The 21,489-nt window shown below is 62.0% G+C and carries 20 protein-coding genes and 1 tRNA gene; 6 read left to right on the top strand and 15 right to left on the bottom strand.

Annotation, left to right across the window (positions count from 1 at the left end; translation table 11 throughout):
* Nucleotides 1–118: 118 nt before the first annotated feature.
* Nucleotides 119–1,525 (bottom strand): glutamate--tRNA ligase, encoded by a 1,407-nt coding sequence (gene gltX / locus ACXYMO_RS02840; protein WP_458877138.1) that lies wholly within the window; start codon nucleotides 1,523–1,525, stop codon nucleotides 119–121.
* Between the two features lie 79 nt (nucleotides 1,526–1,604).
* Between gltX and ACXYMO_RS02835 the strand changes: the two genes are divergently transcribed.
* Complete coding sequence (locus ACXYMO_RS02835; protein WP_458877137.1) at nucleotides 1,605–3,647, top strand: ComEC/Rec2 family competence protein; 2,043 nt, start codon at nucleotides 1,605–1,607, stop codon at nucleotides 3,645–3,647.
* 15 nt (nucleotides 3,648–3,662) lie between these two features.
* On the opposite strand, the gene lexA is transcribed toward ACXYMO_RS02835, so the two are convergent.
* The 6 genes from lexA to ACXYMO_RS02805 all read right to left on the bottom strand — a co-directional run bounded on the left by lexA (nucleotide 3,663) and on the right by ACXYMO_RS02805 (nucleotide 8,534).
* Entirely contained in the window at nucleotides 3,663–4,358 is a 696-nt protein-coding gene (gene lexA / locus ACXYMO_RS02830) for a transcriptional repressor LexA (RefSeq protein WP_458877136.1), read from the bottom strand.
* A gap of 127 nt (nucleotides 4,359–4,485) precedes the next feature.
* Entirely contained in the window at nucleotides 4,486–5,658 is a 1,173-nt protein-coding gene (locus ACXYMO_RS02825) for a molybdopterin molybdotransferase MoeA (RefSeq protein WP_458877135.1), read from the bottom strand.
* Nucleotides 5,655–6,128 carry a cyclic pyranopterin monophosphate synthase MoaC gene (moaC, locus tag ACXYMO_RS02820; RefSeq protein ID WP_458877134.1) on the bottom strand — a complete coding sequence of 158 codons (474 nt, stop codon included), beginning with the start codon at nucleotides 6,126–6,128 and terminating at the stop codon, nucleotides 5,655–5,657. Before moaC ends, ACXYMO_RS02825 begins: the two co-directional genes overlap by 4 nt.
* Nucleotides 6,128–6,940 (bottom strand): indole-3-glycerol phosphate synthase TrpC, encoded by an 813-nt coding sequence (trpC, locus tag ACXYMO_RS02815; RefSeq protein WP_458877133.1) that lies wholly within the window; start codon nucleotides 6,938–6,940, stop codon nucleotides 6,128–6,130. Before trpC ends, moaC begins: the two co-directional genes overlap by 1 nt.
* On the bottom strand, nucleotides 6,937–7,956 hold the full coding sequence (gene trpD / locus ACXYMO_RS02810) for an anthranilate phosphoribosyltransferase (protein ID WP_458877132.1): 1,020 nt from the start codon (nucleotides 7,954–7,956) through the stop codon (nucleotides 6,937–6,939). Before trpD ends, trpC begins: the two co-directional genes overlap by 4 nt.
* Nucleotides 7,953–8,534 (bottom strand): anthranilate synthase component II, encoded by a 582-nt coding sequence (locus ACXYMO_RS02805; RefSeq protein WP_458877131.1) that lies wholly within the window; start codon nucleotides 8,532–8,534, stop codon nucleotides 7,953–7,955. Before ACXYMO_RS02805 ends, trpD begins: the two co-directional genes overlap by 4 nt.
* Nucleotides 8,535–8,714: 180 nt before the next feature.
* On the opposite strand from ACXYMO_RS02805, the gene ACXYMO_RS02800 reads away from it, so the two are divergent.
* Nucleotides 8,715–10,421 carry a divergent polysaccharide deacetylase family protein gene (locus ACXYMO_RS02800; RefSeq protein ID WP_458877130.1) on the top strand — a complete coding sequence of 569 codons (1,707 nt, stop codon included), beginning with the start codon at nucleotides 8,715–8,717 and terminating at the stop codon, nucleotides 10,419–10,421.
* Between the two features lie 78 nt (nucleotides 10,422–10,499).
* Here the strand turns inward: ACXYMO_RS02800 and ACXYMO_RS02795 are convergent, their stop codons facing one another.
* The 7 genes from ACXYMO_RS02795 to fabI all read right to left on the bottom strand — a co-directional run bounded on the left by ACXYMO_RS02795 (nucleotide 10,500) and on the right by fabI (nucleotide 18,619).
* Entirely contained in the window at nucleotides 10,500–11,081 is a 582-nt protein-coding gene (locus ACXYMO_RS02795; RefSeq protein ID WP_458877129.1) for a c-type cytochrome, read from the bottom strand.
* Nucleotides 11,078–12,331 carry a PQQ-dependent sugar dehydrogenase gene (locus ACXYMO_RS02790; protein ID WP_458877128.1) on the bottom strand — a complete coding sequence of 418 codons (1,254 nt, stop codon included), beginning with the start codon at nucleotides 12,329–12,331 and terminating at the stop codon, nucleotides 11,078–11,080. Before ACXYMO_RS02790 ends, ACXYMO_RS02795 begins: the two co-directional genes overlap by 4 nt.
* Before the next feature lie 220 nt (nucleotides 12,332–12,551).
* Nucleotides 12,552–14,063, bottom strand: coding sequence for an anthranilate synthase component I (gene trpE, locus ACXYMO_RS02785; RefSeq protein ID WP_458877127.1), 1,512 nt, complete (start codon nucleotides 14,061–14,063; stop codon nucleotides 12,552–12,554).
* A gap of 11 nt (nucleotides 14,064–14,074) precedes the next feature.
* Nucleotides 14,075–15,919: a peptidyl-prolyl cis-trans isomerase gene (locus ACXYMO_RS02780; protein WP_458877126.1), complete on the bottom strand. Its 1,845-nt coding sequence runs from the start codon at nucleotides 15,917–15,919 to the stop codon at nucleotides 14,075–14,077.
* 85 nt (nucleotides 15,920–16,004) lie between these two features.
* Entirely contained in the window at nucleotides 16,005–17,180 is a 1,176-nt protein-coding gene (locus tag ACXYMO_RS02775) for an aminotransferase (RefSeq protein ID WP_458877125.1), read from the bottom strand.
* Between the two features lie 124 nt (nucleotides 17,181–17,304).
* Nucleotides 17,305–17,808, bottom strand: coding sequence for a xanthine phosphoribosyltransferase (gene gpt / locus ACXYMO_RS02770; RefSeq protein WP_458877124.1), 504 nt, complete (start codon nucleotides 17,806–17,808; stop codon nucleotides 17,305–17,307).
* 4 nt (nucleotides 17,809–17,812) lie between these two features.
* On the bottom strand, nucleotides 17,813–18,619 hold the full coding sequence (gene fabI, locus ACXYMO_RS02765; protein WP_458877123.1) for an enoyl-ACP reductase FabI: 807 nt from the start codon (nucleotides 18,617–18,619) through the stop codon (nucleotides 17,813–17,815).
* 129 nt (nucleotides 18,620–18,748) lie between these two features.
* Here fabI and pdxH point away from each other — a divergent pair, with 129 nt between their 5' ends.
* The 4 genes from pdxH to ACXYMO_RS02745 all read left to right on the top strand — a co-directional run bounded on the left by pdxH (nucleotide 18,749) and on the right by ACXYMO_RS02745 (nucleotide 20,597).
* Nucleotides 18,749–19,354 carry a pyridoxamine 5'-phosphate oxidase gene (pdxH, locus tag ACXYMO_RS02760; RefSeq protein ID WP_458877122.1) on the top strand — a complete coding sequence of 202 codons (606 nt, stop codon included), beginning with the start codon at nucleotides 18,749–18,751 and terminating at the stop codon, nucleotides 19,352–19,354.
* Between the two features lie 122 nt (nucleotides 19,355–19,476).
* Nucleotides 19,477–20,013 carry a cold-shock protein gene (locus ACXYMO_RS02755; protein ID WP_458877120.1) on the top strand — a complete coding sequence of 179 codons (537 nt, stop codon included), beginning with the start codon at nucleotides 19,477–19,479 and terminating at the stop codon, nucleotides 20,011–20,013.
* 2 nt (nucleotides 20,014–20,015) lie between these two features.
* Complete coding sequence (locus tag ACXYMO_RS02750; RefSeq protein WP_458877119.1) at nucleotides 20,016–20,477, top strand: DUF192 domain-containing protein; 462 nt, start codon at nucleotides 20,016–20,018, stop codon at nucleotides 20,475–20,477.
* A gap of 43 nt (nucleotides 20,478–20,520) precedes the next feature.
* Nucleotides 20,521–20,597, top strand: a tRNA-Pro gene (locus ACXYMO_RS02745).
* Nucleotides 20,598–20,599: 2 nt separating this feature from the next.
* Here the strand turns inward: ACXYMO_RS02745 and ACXYMO_RS02740 are convergent.
* Complete coding sequence (locus ACXYMO_RS02740; protein ID WP_458877117.1) at nucleotides 20,600–21,040, bottom strand: hypothetical protein; 441 nt, start codon at nucleotides 21,038–21,040, stop codon at nucleotides 20,600–20,602.
* Between the last annotated feature and the right edge of the window lie 449 nt (nucleotides 21,041–21,489).

Here is a 21,489-nt window from a genome sequence, read left to right as displayed (position 1 = left end):
ATGTCCCTCTTTCTTGCGTACGGGCGAGGGCAGGCGTTCCCTGTCTCGCTCTGACCCTGGCTGCGTGTTTATCACACAGCACAGGTGGTATCGGTGCCGCGTTACCCGAATATGAACGTCAGGTCGCGCTGGTCGCGTCGCTCAGGCGGGCAAGCACTTCGTCGCGACCCAGAATGAGCATCATGTCAAAAACCGAAGGCGTTACCATGCGCCCGGCAAGGGCTGCCCGAAGCGGGCCGGCGAGCTTGCCAAACTTTGTTCCCTGTGCCTCGGCAAAGGCGTTCAGGGACGCCTCCAAATCGTCACGCGTCCAGCTAGCACTTTGCAAGTGCGGCGTCAATTCAGACAGTATACCATTGGATACAGTTTCCAGCGCCTTGTTGGCCTTCTCATCCCGCTCAACCGGGCGTGAGGTCAGGACAAAATGAGCCTTTTCAATGATTTCCGGGAATGTCTTGGCGCGATCTTTCAGACAATACATTGCCCGTTCAAGATCATTTTCCTGTGTCTCCGTAAGCGCAGGCTGGCCCGCCGCGGCAAGATAGGCAACGATTTCGCGCCGCAATGCGGCATCATCCGTGATCGCGATATGCTGTCCGCAGAGGTTTTCCAGCTTTTTTAGGTCGAACCGGGCCGGGCTTTTGCCGATTCCATCCAGATCGAACCACGCGCGGGCCTGTTCATCGGTGAAAAATTCGTCATCCCCGTGGCTCCAGCCAAGCCGCGCCAGGTAGTTGCGCATGCCCGCGGCGGGATATCCCATCGCCTGATATTCCTGTGCGCCCAGGGCGCCGTGGCGTTTGGACAGTTTCTTGCCATCGGGGCCGTGGATCAGCGGGATATGCGCCCAGACCGGCACGGGCCATCCCATCGCCTCGTAAATCATCATCTGGCGGGCGGCGTTGTTCAGGTGGTCATCGCCCCGGATCACATGGGTCACACCCATATCGTGATCGTCCACCACAACGGCCAGCATATAAACCGGGGTTCCGTCGCCGCGCAGCAGGACCATGTCGTCCAACTGGTCGTTGCGGATCGTGACATCGCCCTGCACCTGATCGCGGATCACGGTGCTGCCCTCCTGCGGGGCCTTGATGCGGATAACAAACGGGACATCCGGATGGGTGTCAGGATCCGCGTCGCGCCAGGGTGAGCGGAACAGGGTGCTGCGCCCCTCGGCGCGGGCGGCGTCGCGGAACGCGGCGATCTCTTCCTGTGTCGAAAAGCATTTATAGGCCTTTCCCTCGGCCAGAAGCTGATGCGCAACCTCGGCATGGCGCGGGGCGCCTTCGAACTGGCTGATCACATCGCCGTCATGGTCCAGCCCAAGCCAGGACATTCCTTGCAGGATCGCCGCCGTCGCCTCGGGGGTCGAGCGGGCGCGGTCGGTATCTTCGATCCGCAGCAGGAACTTGCCGCCGCGACCACGGGCATAGAGCCAGTTGAACAGGGCGGTGCGCGCACCACCGATATGCAGATAGCCGGTTGGCGAAGGGGCGAAACGGGTGACGACCGGGTCGGACATGAAGGGAATTTACCTTTTGGTAACCGTGACGGAACTAGGGTTTGCGCCTGTCTAACGAGCCGAACGGCAGGGGGCAAGCATGCGCGCGGTGGTGCGGGTCATGACACGGGGCGAGACCGCGTTGCTGGCGCAGCGGGGCCACCTGTTCCCTTGGGCGCCGGTGTTCCTGGCGATCGGGATCGGCATCTATTTTGCCTTGATGGAAGAACCGGGGTGGACCGTCTATGGCCTGCTCGCCGGCATTGGCATTGCAGCGGCCGCATTGGCGCTGCGCTGGCCGGGCGGCTGGTCCGCGTTTGGCTGGGCGGTGGCGCTGGCGGCATCCGGGTTTTGCCTTGCCGGTGCGCGCGCCGCATATGTCGCCGCCCCTGTACTGGAGTGGCGGTATTACGGCCCGATCGAAGGGCGGGTCGTGGCGCTGGACCGGTCCGCCTCGGACGCGGTCCGGGTCACGCTGGCGCAGGTTTTTCTTGACCGGATGGCGCCAAAGGAGCGTCCAGACCGGGTGCGCATTTCCCTGCACGGGGCAGCGGTCGTATTACGCCCCGGACAGCGTATCATGACAACGGGGCACCTTGCCCCGCCACAGGGCCCGGTTGAACCCAACGGGTTCGATTTTCGCAGACACGCCTGGTTTCAGGGGCTGGGCGCGGTCGGATATACGCGCAGCCCGGTTCTGACCGTCACCCCCGCCGAAGAAGGGCAGGCGGGCCTGCGCACCTTTGCCCTGCGGATGGCGGTTTCGACCCATATCCGCACCTTGATCCCTGGTGATGTCGGCGGGTTCGCCGCAGCCGTATCCACCGGAGACCGCAGCGGCGTGGGTCAGGCGACCCTCGCGGCATTGCGCGCCAGCAACCTGGCGCATTTGTTGGCCATCTCCGGGTTGCACATGGGCTTGCTGGCGGGATTCGTCTTTGCCGCGTTGCGCATCGCCATGGCCCTGGTGCCGTCCATCGCCCTGCGCGCGCCTGTGAAAAAGATAGCGGCCGTCGGAGCGCTGATCGCGGCGGCGGGGTATCTGGCCCTGTCGGGCGGGAATGTCGCGACCGAACGCGCCTTTGTCATGGTCTCGGTCGTTTTATGCGCGGTTCTGGTAGACCGGCGCGCCTTTTCCCTTCGGGCCGTTGCACTGGCGGCCCTGATCGTTCTGGCGATGCGTCCCGAAGCCCTTTTGGGCCCCGGATTCCAGATGTCCTTTGCGGCCACGACCGCGCTGGTTGCGGTGTTTGGGTGGATGCGCGATTCTGACCTGCCGGAGGCGCCGGGCTGGATGCGGCCGGTGTTGGGCGTCGTCATTTCATCGGCCGTGGCCGGGGCGGCAACCGGGCCGGTGGGCGCGGCGCATTTCAACAGCCTGTCGCATTACGGTCTTGTGGCCAACCTGGTGTCGGTGCCGCTGATGGGGGTGCTGGTGGTGCCGGCGGCGGTTCTGGCGCTGTGTCTCGCCCCGTTGGGGCTGGAATTCATCGGGCTTTATCTGATGGGATTGGGGCTGCGCTGGATCCTGGGCGTGGCGCATTGGGTAGCGGGCCTTGACGGGGCGCAGGGCTTTGTGGCCAGCCCGGGCCCATGGGTGTTGCCGATGTTCGCGCTGGGAATGTTGTGGTTGATTCTGTGGCAGGGCCGGGCGCGTCTGGCCGGGTTGGCCCCGGCCGTTTTGGCCTTTGTCCTCTGGGGCGGGGCCGAACGCCCCGCTGTTCTGGTGGCCGACACGGGCGGGTTGGTCGGGGTGATGACCGACAAGGGCCGTGCGCTGAGCAAACCGCGCGGGGCGGGGTTCATCGCAACAAACTGGCTGGAAAATGATGGCGACGGGGTGGATCAGGGCCACGCGGCGCGACGCTGGCCGGGTCAGGCCGACAAGGCCATGGTCCGCAAGATCGAGATCGGCCCCCGCGAGGTGGTGCATGTGATCGGCAAACGCGGCGCGGCCCAGTTTGGCGAATGCACGGCCGGTCAACTGGTCATCGCCTCGGTGCCGCTTGATCTGCGGGGCGGGTGCGATGTCTATGATCCCGACCGCCTCAGAGGCACTGGCAGCCTTGCGATTGGGAAAGAGGGGATTGTCACGGCGCGCAGCCAGTCGGGACAGCGCCGATGGAACATGCGGCCCCGATGACGCGGGGCCGACAGATCAATAGGTGCGGATCAACCCGACGAGTTTGCCCTGAACCTTGACCTTGTCCTCGGGGAAGACGCGGGTTTCGTAGGCCGGGTTGGCCGCCTCGAGCGCAATGGCGTTGCCTTTGCGGTGGAACCGTTTCAGCGTCGCTTCGTGATCTTCGACAAGGGCCACGACAATATCGCCGTTATCGGCGGACGAGGTTTCGCGGATCACCACCACGTCGCCATCGTTGATCCCGGCGTCGATCATCGAATCTCCCTTGACCTCAAGCGCGTAATGTTCGCCGGATGACGACAGCATGCTGCCCGGCACGGCCACCTGATGGGAGACCTGGCTGATCGCCTCGATTGGGACGCCAGCGGCGATCCGGCCCATCAGCGGCAGTTCGACAGCATTGATTTCAACCGGATCCGCATTGGCCGGACGCGGCCCCGATGGGCGATCCCCATCGATCACACGGGGTCGGAAGCCACCTGTGTCGCCGCCCAGCGAGTCGGGCAGGCGCAGGATTTCGATGGCGCGGGCCCGGTGGGCCAGACGGCGGATGAACCCGCGTTCTTCCAATGCGGTGATCAGGCGGTGAATGCCGGACTTGGACCGCAGGTCCAGCGCGATCTTCATTTCATCGAAACTGGGCGGAACGCCGTCACGTTGCACCCGTTTGTGAATAAATTCCAGCAAATCCAATTGCTTCTTGGTCAGCATTGCTCATACCTCGGACTAGGTTGTTTACATTTGTTCTATGCATGTTCCCGTTTTGTGTCAACGCTTTTACCAAGGTTCACCAAAATGCGCGCGATGCCAGTGCATGTATGCAAAGGCCGCGGCTGTCTCAGAGGGGGAGGTAATCGACCGTTTCACCTGCCACGCGTGGCGGGTCATGGGGCGCGCGCACCAGCAGGGCGTTGGCCTGGGACAGCACGGTCAAAAGTGAACTGTCCTGATTGTCAAAGGCGGTGACGCGGCCGTCCTCGATCACGGCGCGCATATAGTGTTCGCGCGGACCGTTCTGGCCCAGATCAGCCGCCAGCGTGGCCTTTTGCAGCGCTGGCATCGTGGCCCCAAGGCCCAGCATGGCGCGCACCATGGGGGCAACGAACAGATGCCCGCACACCATCGCCGACACCGGATTGCCGGGCAGGCCGACCATCGCCGCGTCGCCCATGCGCCCTGCCATCAGCGGCTTGCCCGGACGCATGGCGATTTTGTAAAACGCGCGATCCATGCCCATGTCCTGGGCCACCGCGCCGACCAGATCATGATCGCCAACGGATGCGCCGCCGATGGTCACCACTAGATCGCAGCCTTTGGCGAACCCAAAGGCCATCCGCAACGAGGCCTCGGTATCCCGCGCGATGGGGAGCAGGCGCACCTCGGCGCCCAATTCGTCCAGCATGGCGCGCAGACCGAATGTGTTGGAGGCGATGATCTGATCCGGGCCCGGCGTTTCGCCGGGCATGACCAGTTCATCCCCGGTCGAAATCAGCGCAATCACCGGTTTGCGTGTGACCGGAACCTCGGCAATGTTCATCGACGCGAGCAGGGCAATGTCTTGCGGGCGCAGGCGGCGCGGCGCGGACATCGGCGTTCCGATTGCGAAATCCCCGCCCGCGGGGCGGATGTTGTCCTTGTCACCGGGATCGTCGACGATGGTGATCAGATCGCCCTTGCGATCCACATCTTCCTGAATGACGATGAAATCGGCGCCGTCGGGCACAGGGGCGCCGGTGAAAATGCGCACGGCCTGTCCCGCTTTCAGGGTCCCGTCAAAACCATGTCCGGCTGCGGATTCGCCAATGACCTGAAACATGGCGTGGCGTTCGACCTCGGCCCGTTTCAGCGCATAGCCATCCATGGACGAGGCGGCAAAGGGCGGCTGGTTGCGGGTCGCCGTAACCTCTTGGGCCAGGATACGGCCATGGGCCTGGGCCAGGGGCACAATCTCGGACTCAAGCGGCGCAACCAGTTCGAACAGCAACCTGCGTGCGTCGGAAACGGTGATCATTGTGCTTCGTAACGCCCTGATTTACCGCCATCTTTCAGCGTGACGTGAATGCCCCCGATCTCCATCGCCTTGTCCACGGCCTTGGTCATGTCATAAACGGTCAGAGCTGCGGTGCTGACCGCGGTCAGCGCTTCCATCTCGACCCCGGTCTGCCCGGTGGTCTTGACCGTCGCCTTGATCCGCACGCCGGGCAAGTCGGCATCCAGCGTCAGATCCACTGCAACCTTGGTCACCGGCAGCGGGTGGCACAGCGGGATCAGATCGGGCGTTTTCTTTGCCCCCATGATTCCGGCAAGGCGCGCAACGCCCAGAACGTCGCCCTTTTTGGCGCGGCCTTCTGAAATGATATCAAAGGTTTCCGGCGCCATCTTGATGTAACCAGACGCCGTGGCCACACGGGACGTGACGGCTTTGTCCGAGACATCGACCATATGGGCATCGCCCTTGCTGTCGAAATGGGTCAGCGACATCACATGCCCCCTGCGGTCAGCGGGTTGGCCAGCAGGGTCCGGGTGGCGGAGGCCACATCCTCCTGACGCATCAGGCTTTCCCCGATCAGAAAATTACGCACGCCAAAGCGCGCCATCTCGGCCAGATCCTCGGGGGTGTTCAAGCCGCTTTCGGACACGATCATGCGATCCGCAGGCACAAGTTTCGACAACTTGCGCGTTGTGTCGAGCGAGGTTTCGAACGTGTTCAGATCGCGGTTATTGATGCCGATCAGCGGGCTTTTCAGCAGGGATGCCCGGTCCAGTTCAGCCTCGTCATGCACTTCGATCAGGGCGTCCATACCCCAGTGAATGGCGCAGTCTTCAAGCTCGTTCGCCTGTGCGTCGCTGACGCTGGCCATGATGATCAGGATACAGTCCGCCCCCAGCGCGCGCGCTTCGGCGACCTGATAGGTGTCGTACATGAAATCCTTGCGCAGCGCGGGCAGGGAACAGGCGCCCCGCGCCTGGGTCAGGTATTCCTTTGCGCCTTGAAAGCTGGGCGTGTCGGTCAGCACCGACAGACAGGTCGCGCCACCGTCCTCATAGGCGCGGGCCAATGCGGGAGGATCGAAATCGGGGCGGATCAACCCCTTGGACGGGCTGGCCTTTTTGATTTCTGCAATCAGGCCATAGCCGGTACGGCTGGCCTGTGACAGGGCCTCGGCAAAGGGGCGCACGGGACCGGCATCTTCCGCTTCGGCCTCAACCGCCTGAATTGGTTTGGCGGCCTTGTCTGCGGCGATTTCCTCAAGCTTGTAAGCCTTGATCTTTTCAAGAATGGTCGCGGTCATGCCGTGCCTTTCGTCAATTTTGCCAAAGCGGTGATTTTTTCGCGGGCCTTGCCGCTGTCGATGCTTTCGGCGGCCATGGCGACGCCCTCGCGCAGATCGGCGGCAGCCTCGGCCACGACCAGTGCGGCGGCCGCGTTCAGCAGGACCGCGTCGCGATAGGCCGAGGGCGCCCCGTCGAGCAGCGCCCGCAGGGCGGTTGCGTTTTCTTCGGGCGTGCCGCCGATGATATCCTCGAACGGATGTTCCGGCAGGCCGGCATCCTCGGGGTGCAGTTCGACCTCTTTCACGGCGCCGTCTTCCAATGCGGCCACCCAGCTGACGCCGGTGATGGTCAACTCATCTGTCCCGTCCGAGCCATGGACCAGCCAGGCGCGGTCCGATCCGAGCTGCGCCAGCGTTTCCGCCATCGGGCGGATCAGGTCGCGGCTGAAGGCGCCGGTCAGCTGGCGTTTGACACCGGCGGGGTTGGTCAGCGGGCCGAGAATATTAAAGATCGTGCGCGTGCCCAGTTCGGCCCGCGTCGGCATGACATGGGCCGTCGCCGGGTGATGCATGGGCGCCATCATAAAGCCGATCCCGACCTCTTTCAGCGCTTTTTCAACGACGTCCGGGCCGACCATAACGTCGAGCCCCATCTGCGTCAGCGCATCCGCCGCGCCGGATTTGGACGACAGGTTGCGGTTGCCATGCTTGGCCACGACTACGCCCGCACCCGCCACGACAAAGGCGGTGGCAGTGGAAATGTTCAGCGTTCCCTTGCCGTCACCGCCGGTGCCGACGATGTCCATCGCGCCTTCGGGCGCGCGCACGGCGTTGCACTTCGAGCGCATCACGGCGGCGGCGGCGGCATATTCGTCCACCGTTTCGCCGCGCGTGCGCAGGGCCATCAGCAATCCGCCGATCTGGCTCGGCGTGGCCTCACCTTCGAACAGGATGGTAAAGGCGGCCTCGGCCTCGACACGGGACAGGGGACGGTCGGCTGCGGTCCCGATCAACGGTTTCAGCGCGTCGCTCATGCCGGGACCTTCATTTCATTGAGGAAGTTCTGCAACAGGGCATGGCCATGTTCGGATGCAATGGATTCGGGATGGAACTGAACACCATGCATGGGCAGCGTGCGGTGTTGCAGTCCCATGATGGTCCCATCCTCAAGTTCGGCGGTGATTTCCAGGCAATCGGGCAGGGTTTCACGCTCAACCACAAGCGAATGATAGCGCGTCGCCTCGAATGGCGAGGGCAGTCCGGCAAACAGGCCTTTGCCCGTGTGATGCACAAGACCCATCTTGCCATGCACGATTTCCCTGGCGCGCACGACCTTGCCGCCAAAGGCCTGACCGATGGTCTGATGTCCCAGGCACACACCCATGAGCGGTGTTCCGGTTTCGGCCGCGGCCTGTGTCAGGGCAAGGCAGATACCGGCCTGATCCGGGTCACAGGGACCGGGCGAAAGAAGGATGCCTTCGGGGCGCAGGGCCATGGCCTCTTGCACATCCAGAGCGTCATTGCGCCGAACAAGAACGTCGGCACCCAACTCGCCTAGATAATGTACGAGGTTGTATGTAAAACTGTCATAGTTGTCGATCAGCAGCAGCATTTTATATATCGGTCGATATGGGCTAGAGGCGAAGGCCCCGGTCGCAGTATAGTGTCGGCGACTACATGTTCAGGGATGCGGGGCAGCGTCAAGGGCGCTTGGGCCGTAACCCGATCCGCAATCAAGGCCGCCGAGACGGCAGTTGCGGGAATAGGGCAGTTTGAAAAAGGCAGGATATTCATGCGTGGTTTTTTGAGTGGAGTGATTTGGGGCGGTGTCGTGTCCGCCATTGGCGTGGTCGTTTTTTCGTTGCTGACCCCCTTGGCTCCAAGGCCCGAGGTAGGGAGCACAGCCCCCGCAACTGCCGACATCCAGGTGAACGAGGCGCCCGACATCGATGTCGCTGTCACTGAAACACCGGATGCCGATCTGGTGGATGCAGCCCCCGCAGCGCCCGAGGCGGTCAGCGATGAAGCCGACCAACTGACGGCGATGGAGACGGCCGACACCACCAGTGCCGAACAGCCCGATGTCAGCGAATCAATGGCGACCATGTCGGAACCGGAACAGCCCCCCGAAACGGCGCAGGTTCAGGTCGACGGCGATGCACCGGTCAGTGTTCCTGCTGCTGCTGAGCCGCCCAAGGTGCCCGACGTGGTCCCAAGTGCGGGTGTGGCGCAGGACGATCCGGACCGCCCCGAGGTGCCCACACTGAACGAAACACTGACCGAATTTGGCAAACAGGCAGATGCGCCCGGTGCCGCGCCCGAGATCGCTGCCAAAACGGATCCGACGCGCGACGAAACCGACTCCGTCGCGCCGGTGGTCAGCGCGCCCGCGACCGAAAGCCTGCCTGTGGCCTCGACCGAACCAGCGCAAGAACCGGTTGCCGAAGAACCGGCCGTGACGGAAACGCCGAAAGAGGCCGAGACCGAAATGGCAGGCACACCGGACATCAGCGATGCACCGGCGGCGTCCGATCAGGTCGCGGACGAGGACACCAGCGCGCCAGAGGCCGAACCGGTGGTCATTGCCCGCGTTGCGCCCGAAGCCGAGGCAGAAGACCCCGAAGCGGAGCCGGCCCAAAGTTTTCAGCCGCCACAAATCAGTGCCTTGCCAGAAGGGGACACGGATGACGAAACGACGGACGTTTTGCGCCCCCAGATCGGTAAGCGTGTCGTCCCCCTGACCGAACGCGACAAACCCGGTCAGATCACCGCCGTCGCTCCGGTGGAACCGGTGAAAGCGGCAGAGGGCGGCGACGGTGTTGAGCCGCTGAAACGCTACGCCGTTCCGTTCGAGAACCCCGAAAATCGCCCACTGATGTCAATTCTGCTGATCGACGATAAGGATGCCATCGGGGTAGAGGCGCTGCGCGATTTTCCCTATCCGCTGACCTTTGCGGTCGATCCCAATGCGCCCGACGCGGCCGAGAAAATGGCGCGCCATCGTGAATCCGGGTTCGAAGTTGTGGCCCTGATCGACCTGCCGGAAAATGCCACCGCCCAGGATGCCGAGGTGGCCCTTGCAGCCAGCTTTGAGGCGCTGCCCGAAACTGTGGGCATGCTCGAGGGAACCGGAACCGGCATTCAGGGCAACCGGACCCTGTCGGATCAGGTCACGGCCTTTGCCGGCAGTACCGGGCGCGGTCTGATCACGCAGGGCAATGGTCTGAACACAGTGCAAAAGTTGGCCGTGCGCGAAGGTGTGCGGGCTGCGCCGATCTTTCGGGACTTTGACGGCGCCGAACAATCGCCATCCGTGATGCGGCGTTTCCTGGATCAGGCCGCATTCCGCGCCGGGCAGGAGGGGGCCGTCATCATGATGGGCCGTGTGCGGCCCGATACGGTTTCGGCGCTGCTGTTGTGGGGCTTGCAGGACCGTGCCGCGCGCGTGGCGCTGGCCCCGGTCTCGGCGGTTCTTGAGAAATCGGTCGCGGGCAACTGAGGCGCCCATTTTCCGCCTTAGCGCCAAAGGAACAACAACGGCCCGCAGTCGCGCGGGCCGTTTTGCTTTTTTGCGGGACTATTCGACCATTTCGATCTTCAGGCCGATGGCGGCGTACCAATCTGCGACCGCGCGGATGTCGGCATCGCTCAGGTCGGCGGCGATGTCGGACATGATGTCATGCGTGCGCTTGCCGCTGCGAAACGCCTTGAGTTGCGTGTCGATGTAAATGTTCGTTTCCGCGGCGAGGTTCGGCACGTCCTCGGCCAGACCGATACCATCCGCCCCATGACAGGCTGTGCACAGATCTGGCGCTTCCTCGGGATCGGCGGACAGGGTCGGGGTTGCCGTATGTCCGGAAAACCAGGCGGCCAGATCGGCAATATTCTGATCGGTCAAGCCGCGGGCGACGACGCTCATCATTTCATGTTCGCGCGTTCCCTCCCGAAAGGCGGTCAGTTGGGCGACGAGATAGGGGGCCGGTTCGCCGCCGATATGCGGGGCAATCGGAATTTTGGCATAGCCGTCCAACCCGTGGCAGGTACGGCATTGACCGGCCAGTTTGCGCCCCGCCGCGCGATCGCCCTCGGGCATATCGCTGGCGGGGGCGGCGTTGGCGATCATCAGACCGCCAAGCACCAATGTCAGGACCCGGATCATTCGCCGTAGCTGATCCGGTAGATGGCCCCGGCCAGATCGTCCGAGACGAGGATCGAGCCATCGCGCAACTGCGCGATATCGACGGGACGGCCCAGGTATTCGCCATCCTCGTTCAGCCAGCCTTCGGCAAAGGGTTTGGTGGTCGCGTTGCCTTCTTCATCGATGAAGGTGACCATCACCCGCGCGCCAATCGGATCCGTGCGGTTCCACGACCCGTGCTGGGCCGAGAAAATGGCGTTCTTGTATTCGGCGGGGAACATTTTCCCGCTATAGAACGACATTCCAAGGTCGGCGGCATGCGCATCGGTTTCCACCGCGGGCATCACGACGTCGACGGGCACTTCTTCGTTGGCATATTCATTGGTGCGAACGCTGCCACCACCGAACCACGGGTGACCGAAATGCTGGCCCGCTGCGGTCTGGTGGTTGATTTCGCCGGGGGGAATGCCATCGCCCATCCCGTCGACCTGATTGTCGGTCCACCACAGTTCACCCGTTTCGGGATGGAAGTCATGGCCAACCGAATTACGCACACCGTATGTGAACACCTCGCGTCCGGTGCCGTCGGTATTCATCCGGATGATACCGCCGATTCCATGTTTCTTGTATTTCTCCATCTTTTCCTTGGGCGCGACGTTGAACGGCTGACCCAGCGAGATATAGATCTTGCCATCCGGGCCGATTTTGCAGACGCGCGCGGTATGGTTATAGCTTTCTTCATCTGGTGGGATCAGATCGCCCTTGGCCACAAGGTTGAAGGCCGCGACATCGGGGCTTTCATAGAAAAATTCCGCTGCGGGGAACAGCAAGACGCGGTTTTGCTCGGCAATATAAAGAAATCCGTCCTTAGAAAAGCAGGGGCCATTGGGAATGGCAAAGGTCAGCGACGGGGCGAAATCCTTGACCTCGTCCGCCACGCGGTCCTTGTTGCGGTCAGTCACCGACCAGACCTTGTCTTTGCGCGTTCCGACAAAGGTGACGATTCCCTGCGGCCCCACCGCCATGTGGCGGGCATCGGGAACGACCGCATAAAGGTCGATCTTGAACCCGTCGGGCAGGTTAATCCGTTTCAGGGTTTCCCGGATCCCGTCGGCATAGGCACCCTGTTGGTCGATAAACGTGAACTCTGTAACGCCGGTCGTTTGAAAATTCCCGAGCTTTTCGAGATTGTCCGGAACATTGGCGGATTGCGCCAGGGCCGCTCCGGACATCATCAGTGCCGCGGCACTGCCCAATAGAAATTTTTTCATCGTTTCCTCCCAGTTTTGCGATATCGCGCCGGCATGGTCAGAATGCGTTGCCCTTTGGTCAATTCAACCAAAAGTCGTAGGCCGGTTTGCTTCTTGGGAAAACCTTTTGTAATTCAAGGCTTTGTGGGTTCGGAGCAGAACGCATGTTTCGGCTTGCCTGGCCATCGGGGAACATTTGACCGGATGCCGGGCGCTGGAAAATGGTCGCCAATCCGGCGGGTCAGCGGTTTCCGTCGTGATCAAACCGGGCCGCATCGGCCGCCGCGCGGCGGATCGCGTTCGATTTATGCACGGTTTCCTGATACTCGGCCTCGGGATCGCTGTCATAGACAACACCGCCACCGGCCTGGATATAAAGCTTCTGATCCTGCACCACGGCCGTGCGCAGGGCGATGCACATGTCCATGTCGCCACCGGCGCTGAAATATCCGACGCCGCCGCCATAGACACCGCGTTTTTCCGGTTCCAGCTCGTCAATGATCTCCATCGCGCGCACCTTGGGCGCGCCGCTGACCGTACCTGCGGGCATCCCGGCAAAAAACGCATCCAGCGCATCCTTGTCTTCGGCCAGTTCGCCAACCACGTTGCTGACGATGTGCATCACATGGGAATAGCGTTCGATAATGAACTGTTCGGTAGGGTGCACCGTGCCGATCCTGGACACGCGCGCCGTATCGTTGCGGCCCAGATCAAGCAGCATGAGATGTTCGGCCAGCTCTTTCTTGTCCGCCAGCAGATCGGCCTCAAGCGCGCGGTCCTCTTCGGGCGTCGCGCCGCGCGGGCGGGTGCCTGCGATGGGGCGGATCGTCACCTCGTTTCCGAACACGCGCACAAGGATTTCAGGGCTGGCACCGATCACCTGGAAACCACCGAAATTAAAATAGAACATGAAAGGCGACGGGTTCGTACGCCGCAGGGAGCGATAAAGCGCAAAGGGCGACAGGGGGAAATCCTGTGTCCAGCGTTGCGAGGGAACGACCTGAAAGATATCTCCGGCGCGGATGTATTCCTTGGCCTTTTCAACGGCCTGTTTGTACCCCTCGTGGGTAAAGTTCGACACTGGCGGGCCGATGTCGTCCGCTTCGCCCAGATCGCGGGTTTCGGCGGGCATGGCCCGGTCCAGATCGCGCACCGCGTCCATCACCCGTTCTGCGGCCTGCGCATAGGCGGCGCGGGCAGATTGCCCGTCGCTGACCCAGGCGGGGGACACCACTGTCACCTCGCCCTTGACGCCATCGAGAACCGCCACGACCGAGGGGCGCAACATCACCGCATCAGGCAGGCCCAGCGGGTCGGGGTTCACATCGGGCAGGTGTTCGACAAGGCGCACCATGTCATAGCCCAGATACCCGAACAGACCAGCGGCGGCCTGTGGCAGATCGGCGGGCAGGTTGATGCGGCTTTCCGCGATCAGGGCACGCAGGTTATCCATCGGATTGCCGGCCTGTGCCTCGAACGTGTCGGGGTCAAAGCGGGCCGACCGGTTCAGCTCGGACTCTTCGCCCCGGCAGCGCCAGATCAGATCAGGCTTGGTGCCGATGATCGAATAGCGGCCGCGCACCTCGCCCCCGGTGACGGATTCAAGGATGAACGCATCCTTGCGCGCGCCGGTTAGTTTCAGCATCAGCGATACCGGCGTATCCAGGTCGGCGGCAAGGCGGGTGTAGACAACCTGATTTTCCCCGGCCTCATAGGCGCGGGCAAAACTGTCAAAGTCCGGGGTCAGGGCCATCAATCCTGTCCTTACTGGAACGAGGCCTGAACCGCGTTCAGCGCGCGTTCATCGATGCGTGGGCGCGCGCGCAGCTGGGCATCACGCGCAAAGGCCGCGAACAGCGCCTGCGCCAATGCCTGATCCTGCTGGATCTGCATCGCATTGCGCATGTTGACCAGTTCGCCGGTTTCCTCGGGCGGCAATTCGTCTTCGAGGCGCACGATGATCACACCGTTTTCGGACTGTACGACCCGCAGTTCGCCGATGGCCATCTCGAACACCTCGTTCATGAAATTCGGCGGGGTCCGTTCAATAAAGGCGGTCCGGGTCAGGCCGTTTTCGACCTTGAATTCCAGCCCCGTGTTCGTGAAATCGCCATTGGTGGCAAGGTCGGCCACGATTTTGTTGGCGCGCGCGGTCAGCGCCTGCTGCACCTGATCGGCGCTCCAGGCCTCGGCCACGCGTTCGCGGGCCTGTTCGAACGGTTCGGGACGCGGCGGCAGAACCTCATCCACGCGCAGGGCAAAGATGCCGCCATCCTCCAGGAATTTCACCTCGGGGTAATCGTCGGTGGTGGCTTGGGCCGCAGCGTCGTTGAACCCGGCATAGGCGGCGGCGTCCTGATCCGATTGGGTGGTCCAGTCCAGCGTGGACAGTTCCATGTCGGTTTCCTGTGCCAGCTCTTCCAGCGTCGCGCCACCGGCAAGCAGGTCGTCGATCCCGTTTGCATTGGTTTCGATCAGCCGGGCCGCGGCCGCACCGGCAAGCTCGTCACGCAGCTCGCCTTCGACCTCTTTGAAGGTAGTGATGCGGGCGGCAAGCATGCCGTTGACGCGGAACAGGGCAGGGCCCAGCGACGACGGCAGCGGGCCGACGACATCGCCCACCTGAGCGGCAAAGATCGCATCAGCGGCCTCGCCCAGATCTTCGACGGTCACGTCCCCCAGATCGACATCCCCAAGGGACAGGCCGCGATCTTCGACCAGGGCCTCGAAGGTTGTGCCGTTGACCTCAAGCTGGGCCTGCGCGCTGGCGGCGGCCTCCTGATCGGCAAACACCAGACGTTCAACCAGGCGGCGTTCGGGCTGTTCATATTCATCGCGGCGTTCGTCATAGAGCTGGCGCACCGAAGCTTCGTCCAGTTCGACCTGATCCATGATCATGGCGGGGGTCAGCAGGGCATATGTCAGCTTTTTGGTTTCCGGCAGTGTGAACTGATCGGGGTTTGCATCGTAATACGCCTGCAAGGCCGCATCGTCAGGTTCTGCGACCGGTGTTTCAAGCGCATCTTCACCCATCAGGGCCCAGGTGAAACTGCGCCGCGTGGCGACATAGTCCGTAAACATGTCGGCCAGCGCCGGGCTGGTACGCACGCCGGCGGTGATGGCGTTCTGAACCAGGGTGCGCGCGGATTCAGCGCGCAGATCCTGTTCGAATTCGGCCTCGCTCACGTTGGCCTGATTGAGGGCGAAGCGATAGGTTTCGCGATCGAATTTGCCATCGATCCCCTGAAACGACGGCACTGCCAGGATTTCGCGTTGCAGGTTTTCATCCCCGATCGACAGGCCCAGTTCGGATGTTTCGTGATCCAGAGAGGCAATCGTCACCAGGCTGGACAGAACCGACCGGTCGATCCCCAATGCGCGGGCCTGCTCCATCGGCAGCGCAGTCCCGGTCTGGGCCTCGAACTGGCGGATTTGGCGCTGCAGTTCGCGGCCATAGTCATCGACGCTGATCGCCTGATCGCCGACCTTGCCCACGGTGCGGATGGTGCCGCCCATGTTGGTCGCACCGAAGCCGGCCAGACCGACGATGAGAAGGCCCATAATGATCCAGACAAAGGTCTTGGAAAAACTTTTGACGCGTGCGGCCATGGTGCCCCCTTGCTGGCGATGATCTGCCGTTGATTGCGCCCTTGTCTATTATGCGCGCAACAGGGGGGCAAGGTCCGATGATTGCCTAATAAGTCAGTGATGTGAGGCGATCAAAAAGCATTGCGATACCGTCCCGGTCCAGATTTGCAAACGCGATCCGTAAATGGCGTTGTCCGGTCGGATCATTGGGGGCAACGAACATGGTGGCCGGCAACAGGAGGACCCCGGCGTCGCTCACCAGGCGTTGGGCCAGCTGATCGGCGGGCATGTCATAGGGATGTTCGACATAGGCGAAATAGGCGCCAAGGCCCCGTAGCTTCCAGCCCTGAGTGTCCAGCGCTGGGAATCCCTGCGTAATGGCGGCGCGCCGGTCCAGAATTTCCTGGCGTTCACCAGCCAGCCATTGCGACAGGTTCTGCATCCCCCACAGCGCGGCATGCTGCGCGATCTGGTTGGGGCAGATGGTGACTGTGTCGATGAATTTTTCGACCTCATCCAGCAGCGCGGGCGCCGTGATCAAGGCACCAACCCGATGGCCGGTCAGCCGATAGGCCTTGGAGAAGGAATAAAGATGGACAAGGGTGCGGTCCCAATCCGGGTCGGAAAACAGATCATGTGGCGCACCGGTGCGGCTGTCGAAATCGCGATAGGTTTCGTCGAGGATCAGGCGGATACCCCGATCGCGGGCCAGATCATAAAAGGCGCGCACCAGATCGGCCGGGTATTCGACGCCCGCCGGGTTGTTGGGTGTAACCAGCGCAATCGCCCGCGTGCGTGGTGTGATCAGCGCCGCCGCCTGGTCCGGGTCAGGCAGCATGCCGGCCCCCGTCGGCAGGGCAACTGACGTGACGCCGGACATATCCAGCCACATTTTATGATTGAAATACCATGGGGTTGGCAGAATGACCTCATCCCCCTGACCGGTCAGTGCGCTGATCGCGGCGGCAAAGGCCTGATTGCAGCCGGACGTGATGGCAACCTGATCGGGGGTCACTGTGCCCGCATAGTGCGCGCCGGTCTGGCGGGCCAATTCTTGGCGCAGGGCCGGTAGCCCCAGATCGGGTCCATAGAGATGGGCGCTATCGTCGGTCAGCGCGACTTCGGCAATATGTTCGCGCAGCGCCTTGGGGGGCGCGGCGACCGGGGCGGCCTGGGACACGTTGATCAGCGGCCGGTCCGACGGGAAATCCACCCCGTCCAGCCAACGCCGGGCGGCAGTGATGGGCGGGGCAAAGGTGGCAGCGGTACGGGATTGGGTCATTCAGGCGCTCCGAAGCGGTCAGTGCAGAACGCTAGCAACGGTCGCCGCGGAGGAAAAGATGCAAACAGGCCGAAGCGCAAAACTCCGGCCTGATCAGAACGTGCAAGGGTGGGGCGGCTGGTGATCAGTCGGTCCCGCGATAAGGTTCGACATATTGCAGCGCCATATCCCACGGGAAAAAGATCCAGGTGTCCTGGCTGACCCCGGTGATAAAGGTATCGACCTGCGGTTCGCCCTTGGGTTTGGCATAGACCGTCGCGAAATGCGCCTTGGGATACAGCTTGCGCACCAGCTCCAGCGTTTTGCCGCTGTCGACCAGATCGTCCACGACCAGAATGCCGGTCCCGTCGCCCATCATTTCTTCGTCCGGGTGTTTCAGCACCACGGCCTCGGCCCGGTCCTGCCGGTCATAGCTTTTGACGCTGATCGTATCGACCGTGCGAATGTCGAGTTCGCGCGCGACGATCATCGCCGGGGCCATGCCGCCGCGGGTGATGGCAACAACGGCCTTCCAGGCGCCGTTATGGGGTCCCTTGCCATCCAGACGCCAAGCCAGCGCGCGCGCATCGCGGTGCAATTGATCCCAGCTGACGTGAAACCCTTTTTCGTGGGGCAGGCGGTCGGTCATCGGTTCAGCCTTTCGACATGTCGGGGGCGTCCACCGCCTTCATCCCGACGACGTGATACCCGGCATCAACGTGCAATACTTCGCCCGTGACACCGCCGCCCAGTTCGGAAAGCAGATAGAGGGCCGAGCCGCCGACATCGTCGATGGTCACGTTGCGCCGCAGGGGCGAATTATATTCGTTCCACTTCATGATATACCGGAAATCACCGATGCCGCTGGCGGCCAGCGTCTTGATCGGTCCGGCGCTGATCGCATTGACGCGAATGCCGTCCTTGCCCAGATCCTCGGCCAGATAACGGACCGACGCCTCAAGCGCGGCTTTGGCGACCCCCATGACATTGTAATGCGGCATGACGCGTTCGGCGCCATAGTAGGTCAGCGTCAGACAGGAGCCGCCATCGGTCATCATCTTCTCGGCGCGCTGAACCACGGCCGTGAAGGAATAGACCGAAATGTCCATGCTCAACTGGAAATTGGCGCGCGAGGTGTCGACATAACGCCCGCGCAGTTCATTCTTGTCGGAAAAGCCGATGGCGTGAACGACAAAGTCCAGCTTGCCCCAGCGTTTTTGCAAGTCGTCAAAAAGGGCGTCGATGGAACCCTCGTCCCCGACATCGCAGGGCAGGACGATCTCGCTCCCCAGTTGCGCGGCCAGCGGGTCTACGCGTTTCTTGAGCGCCTCACCCTGATAGGAAAACGCAAGCTCGGCACCGGCATCGGCACAGGCCTTGGCGATTCCCCATGCGATGGATTTGTCATTGGCCAGGCCCATGATCAGACCGCGTTTGCCGGCCATCAGTTGATTTGACATGAAGTCGCCACCCTTTGAATGCGAAGTTCCGTGACGTTTAGGCGATTGATTACGACGCATCAAGTGCGCGCGGTCTTGCGGCCAACGGAATGCCAACCTAGCGTAAAACCGCAAACGAAAGGGACGAAGATGAGCGACCGTGACGGCATTTTTGCGGGCAACGATCCGTTTGAAATCGCGCAGCGATGGCTGGACGAGGCGGGGGAAAGCGAAGTCAACGATCCCAACGCCATCGCCCTGTCGACGGTGGATGCCGATGGCTTGCCAAATGTGCGCATGGTGCTGCTGAAGGAAATCGAACCGGCGGCCTTTGTTTTCTATACCAATTACGAAAGCCACAAGGCGCAGGAACTGGAAGGCGCGGGCAAGGCGGCCTTTGTCCTGCATTGGAAATCCTTGCGCCGGCAGGTGCGTGTTCGCGGCGACATCAGCCGCGAAGACGGGCCGCTGGCGGATGAGTATTACGCGTCACGGTCCCTGAAAAGCAGGCTGGGCGCCTGGGCGTCCCGCCAGTCCCAGCCGCTGAGCAGCCGCGCGGCCCTGATGGCCGAAGTGGCCAAGGTCACCGCGCGCCACGGACCCCACCCGTCACGGCCGCCATTCTGGGGCGGATATCGTCTCGTTCCGAGCGAAATCGAGTTCTGGGCAGATGGGGCATTTCGGCTGCATGACAGGTTCGTCTGGCGCCGACGCCACCCCGCGTCAGACTGGCAAATTCAACGACTCAGCCCTTGACATTCACGTGACGTGAAACGCAATCTATTGAAAGTGAAAGTTTTTTTCTACTTGAAATCCACTCGTAAATTCGAGCAGATCAGAGTTAACTAAAACGTGAGCTCAAGAACATCGGGTGATTGGTGGCAGACGATTTGAACAGCATGCATCACGTGCAAGGGCAGGTGAAATGGTTTGACCCCGGCAAGGGGTTCGGTTTCGTCGTCTCGGATGAGGGCGGCCCCGACATTTTGCTGCACGTAAATGTCCTTCGCAATTTTGGACAGAGTTCGGTCGCCGACGGTGCCCGGATCGAAGTTGTGATTCATCGCACGGACCGGGGCGTACAGGCCGTCGAAGTGATCTCCATCACGCCGCCGGATCGCGAAGATACACCGGTGTTGACGGATTTTGTTGACATCGACACCGCGACGCTGCGGGACCAGCCGCTGGAACCTGCCCGCGTCAAATGGTTCGACAAGGGCAAGGGGTTCGGGTTCGCCAATGTGTTCGGACGTCCCGAAGACGTGTTCCTTCATATCGAGGTTCTGCGCCAGTCGGGTCTGGCCGATCTCCAACCGGGCGAAGCACTGGCGATGCGGGTCATCGACGGAAAACGCGGGCGCATGGCGGCCGAAGTTCAGGCCTGGGAATTCGCGAACACCAAAGACGAGGGCTGACCTTGCGATTCTGGCTGGCGCTAGGTCTGGGGGTTTTCTGGGCTGCGCAGGTGCAGGCGCAATGCGCGCTCGACTCGGTGCAGTTGCGCGGCGACTGGGGGCAGGTCCGCTTCAGCGTCGAAATCGCCGATGACGTCGAAGAGCGGTCCCGGGGGCTGATGTTTCGCCGGGACATGCCCCGCAATGCCGGCATGCTGTTTGTATATGACGCACCGCAACGGGCGAATTTCTGGATGAAGAATACCCTGATTCCGCTGGATATGGTGTTTGTTGATCGCAGCGGCGTTGTCACACGGGTGCATCACGACGCCGTGCCCGGCGATTTAACGACGATCGAGGGTGGCCAGAACGTTTACGCAGTGCTGGAAATCAACGCCGGGCTGGCCCGCAGCTATGGAATCGGGGTGGGCAGCCAACTGCGCCATCCGGTTTTTTCTGGCGGACCTGCGATTTGGCCCTGTTAGGGCTTTTCAAATCCATTTGCGCCGACTAGACAGGCCCTCGGTCCGGGGCGTGGCGCAGTCTGGTAGCGCACCTGTTTTGGGTACAGGGGGTCGTAAGTTCGAATCTTACCGTCCCGACCAAGTCAAACTGCCGGTTCGGGCACGCCCCCGGCAGAGCTGAGAATGGCATTCATCTTTCTCGTGATGGCTGGGCTGCTGTGAATGACCTTCACAGCCGGCCCGGATTTTTGCGGAACGTTCAGGAAAGCCTGAAACGTGACGGAATAGCCGGGGGTCTCCGGCGTCGCATCCACCTTGAATACCAGCTGTGGCAAATCTTCGGGGGTTCCGTCGTAATTCAGGATGGCGTTGGCCGTTGCCTGCGGCGGCATGTACGAACGGCATTCAACACTGTTGCGCGACAGGCGCCGGAACGTATCGGCCGGGGCGGAACAGGCAGATTCGAGTGCGGCAAACAGCATGTCGGGATAGCCGTCAAATCGGGCCACGCTTTTGGTTTGCGCTACATCTTGTGTGGCGCAGGCCCCCAGAACCACAAGACTGAGGAGGGCGGTGAGGCGCATTGACGGAATCTCCGATTTAAAACTGTGCCGATACGGGCACATATCTTTTTACCTGCGAGTCGCGGTGCTGTCGTGTGGCAAATTCAACTTTGACGCTAACGTGTTTCAAACCAACGCCTGAACAAAATGCCGCAACTTATCCGGAAACAACGGGAAAACCGACCCGGCTGTGACACGGGGCGCCGGGGCCAGTTGTCGAGCGCTCCTGTGGATGAATCACCAAAGGGGGCGGGTCGCTATTCGGTTAATTGTCGGTCAAGACCAAAGAATCCCGATTAAGTGCAAAAAATTCGTTGACCCACTATGGTCGGATACGCCAGATTGTGCGGGCCGGGGCGCTGACCACTATATCTGGTAGTTCAAGCCAGAAGGGAGCGACCCGGGTGGGACGGACAAAACCTAACTGAGACTGTTGACGCGCACGTCAGAATGTCACGCAGAGATGCGTC

It is taken from the genome of Arenibacterium sp. CAU 1754 (assembly GCF_054482635.1).
The sequence above is the reverse complement of the archived record's forward strand: the minus strand, read 5'-3'. Positions and strand labels throughout refer to the sequence as shown.

Bases quoted from the DNA above. Each gene is read 5' to 3' on its own strand.
- moaC (WP_458877134.1), bottom strand. From the start codon at position 6,128: ATGTCGCTGACCCATTTCGACAGCAAGGGCGATGCCCATATGGTCGAT.
- ACXYMO_RS02800 (WP_458877130.1), top strand. From the start codon at position 8,715: ATGCGTGGTTTTTTGAGTGGAGTGATTTGGGGCGGTGTCGTGTCCGCC.
- ACXYMO_RS02835 (WP_458877137.1), top strand. From the start codon at position 1,605: ATGCGCGCGGTGGTGCGGGTCATGACACGGGGCGAGACCGCGTTGCTG.
- lexA (WP_458877136.1), bottom strand. From the start codon at position 4,358: ATGCTGACCAAGAAGCAATTGGATTTGCTGGAATTTATTCACAAACGG.
- ACXYMO_RS02825 (WP_458877135.1), bottom strand. From the start codon at position 5,658: ATGATCACCGTTTCCGACGCACGCAGGTTGCTGTTCGAACTGGTTGCG.
- ACXYMO_RS02795 (WP_458877129.1), bottom strand. From the start codon at position 11,081: ATGATCCGGGTCCTGACATTGGTGCTTGGCGGTCTGATGATCGCCAAC.
- trpE (WP_458877127.1), bottom strand. From the start codon at position 14,063: ATGGCCCTGACCCCGGACTTTGACAGTTTTGCCCGCGCCTATGAGGCC.
- ACXYMO_RS02780 (WP_458877126.1), bottom strand. From the start codon at position 15,919: ATGGCCGCACGCGTCAAAAGTTTTTCCAAGACCTTTGTCTGGATCATT.
- fabI (WP_458877123.1), bottom strand. From the start codon at position 18,619: ATGTCAAATCAACTGATGGCCGGCAAACGCGGTCTGATCATGGGCCTG.
- trpD (WP_458877132.1), bottom strand. From the start codon at position 7,956: ATGAGCGACGCGCTGAAACCGTTGATCGGGACCGCAGCCGACCGTCCC.
- gltX (WP_458877138.1), bottom strand. From the start codon at position 1,525: ATGTCCGACCCGGTCGTCACCCGTTTCGCCCCTTCGCCAACCGGCTAT.
- ACXYMO_RS02740 (WP_458877117.1), bottom strand. From the start codon at position 21,040: ATGCGCCTCACCGCCCTCCTCAGTCTTGTGGTTCTGGGGGCCTGCGCC.
- gpt (WP_458877124.1), bottom strand. From the start codon at position 17,808: ATGACCGACCGCCTGCCCCACGAAAAAGGGTTTCACGTCAGCTGGGAT.
- ACXYMO_RS02790 (WP_458877128.1), bottom strand. From the start codon at position 12,331: ATGAAAAAATTTCTATTGGGCAGTGCCGCGGCACTGATGATGTCCGGA.
- ACXYMO_RS02805 (WP_458877131.1), bottom strand. From the start codon at position 8,534: ATGCTGCTGCTGATCGACAACTATGACAGTTTTACATACAACCTCGTA.
- trpC (WP_458877133.1), bottom strand. From the start codon at position 6,940: ATGACCGCGACCATTCTTGAAAAGATCAAGGCTTACAAGCTTGAGGAA.
- ACXYMO_RS02775 (WP_458877125.1), bottom strand. From the start codon at position 17,180: ATGACCCAATCCCGTACCGCTGCCACCTTTGCCCCGCCCATCACTGCC.
- pdxH (WP_458877122.1), top strand. From the start codon at position 18,749: ATGAGCGACCGTGACGGCATTTTTGCGGGCAACGATCCGTTTGAAATC.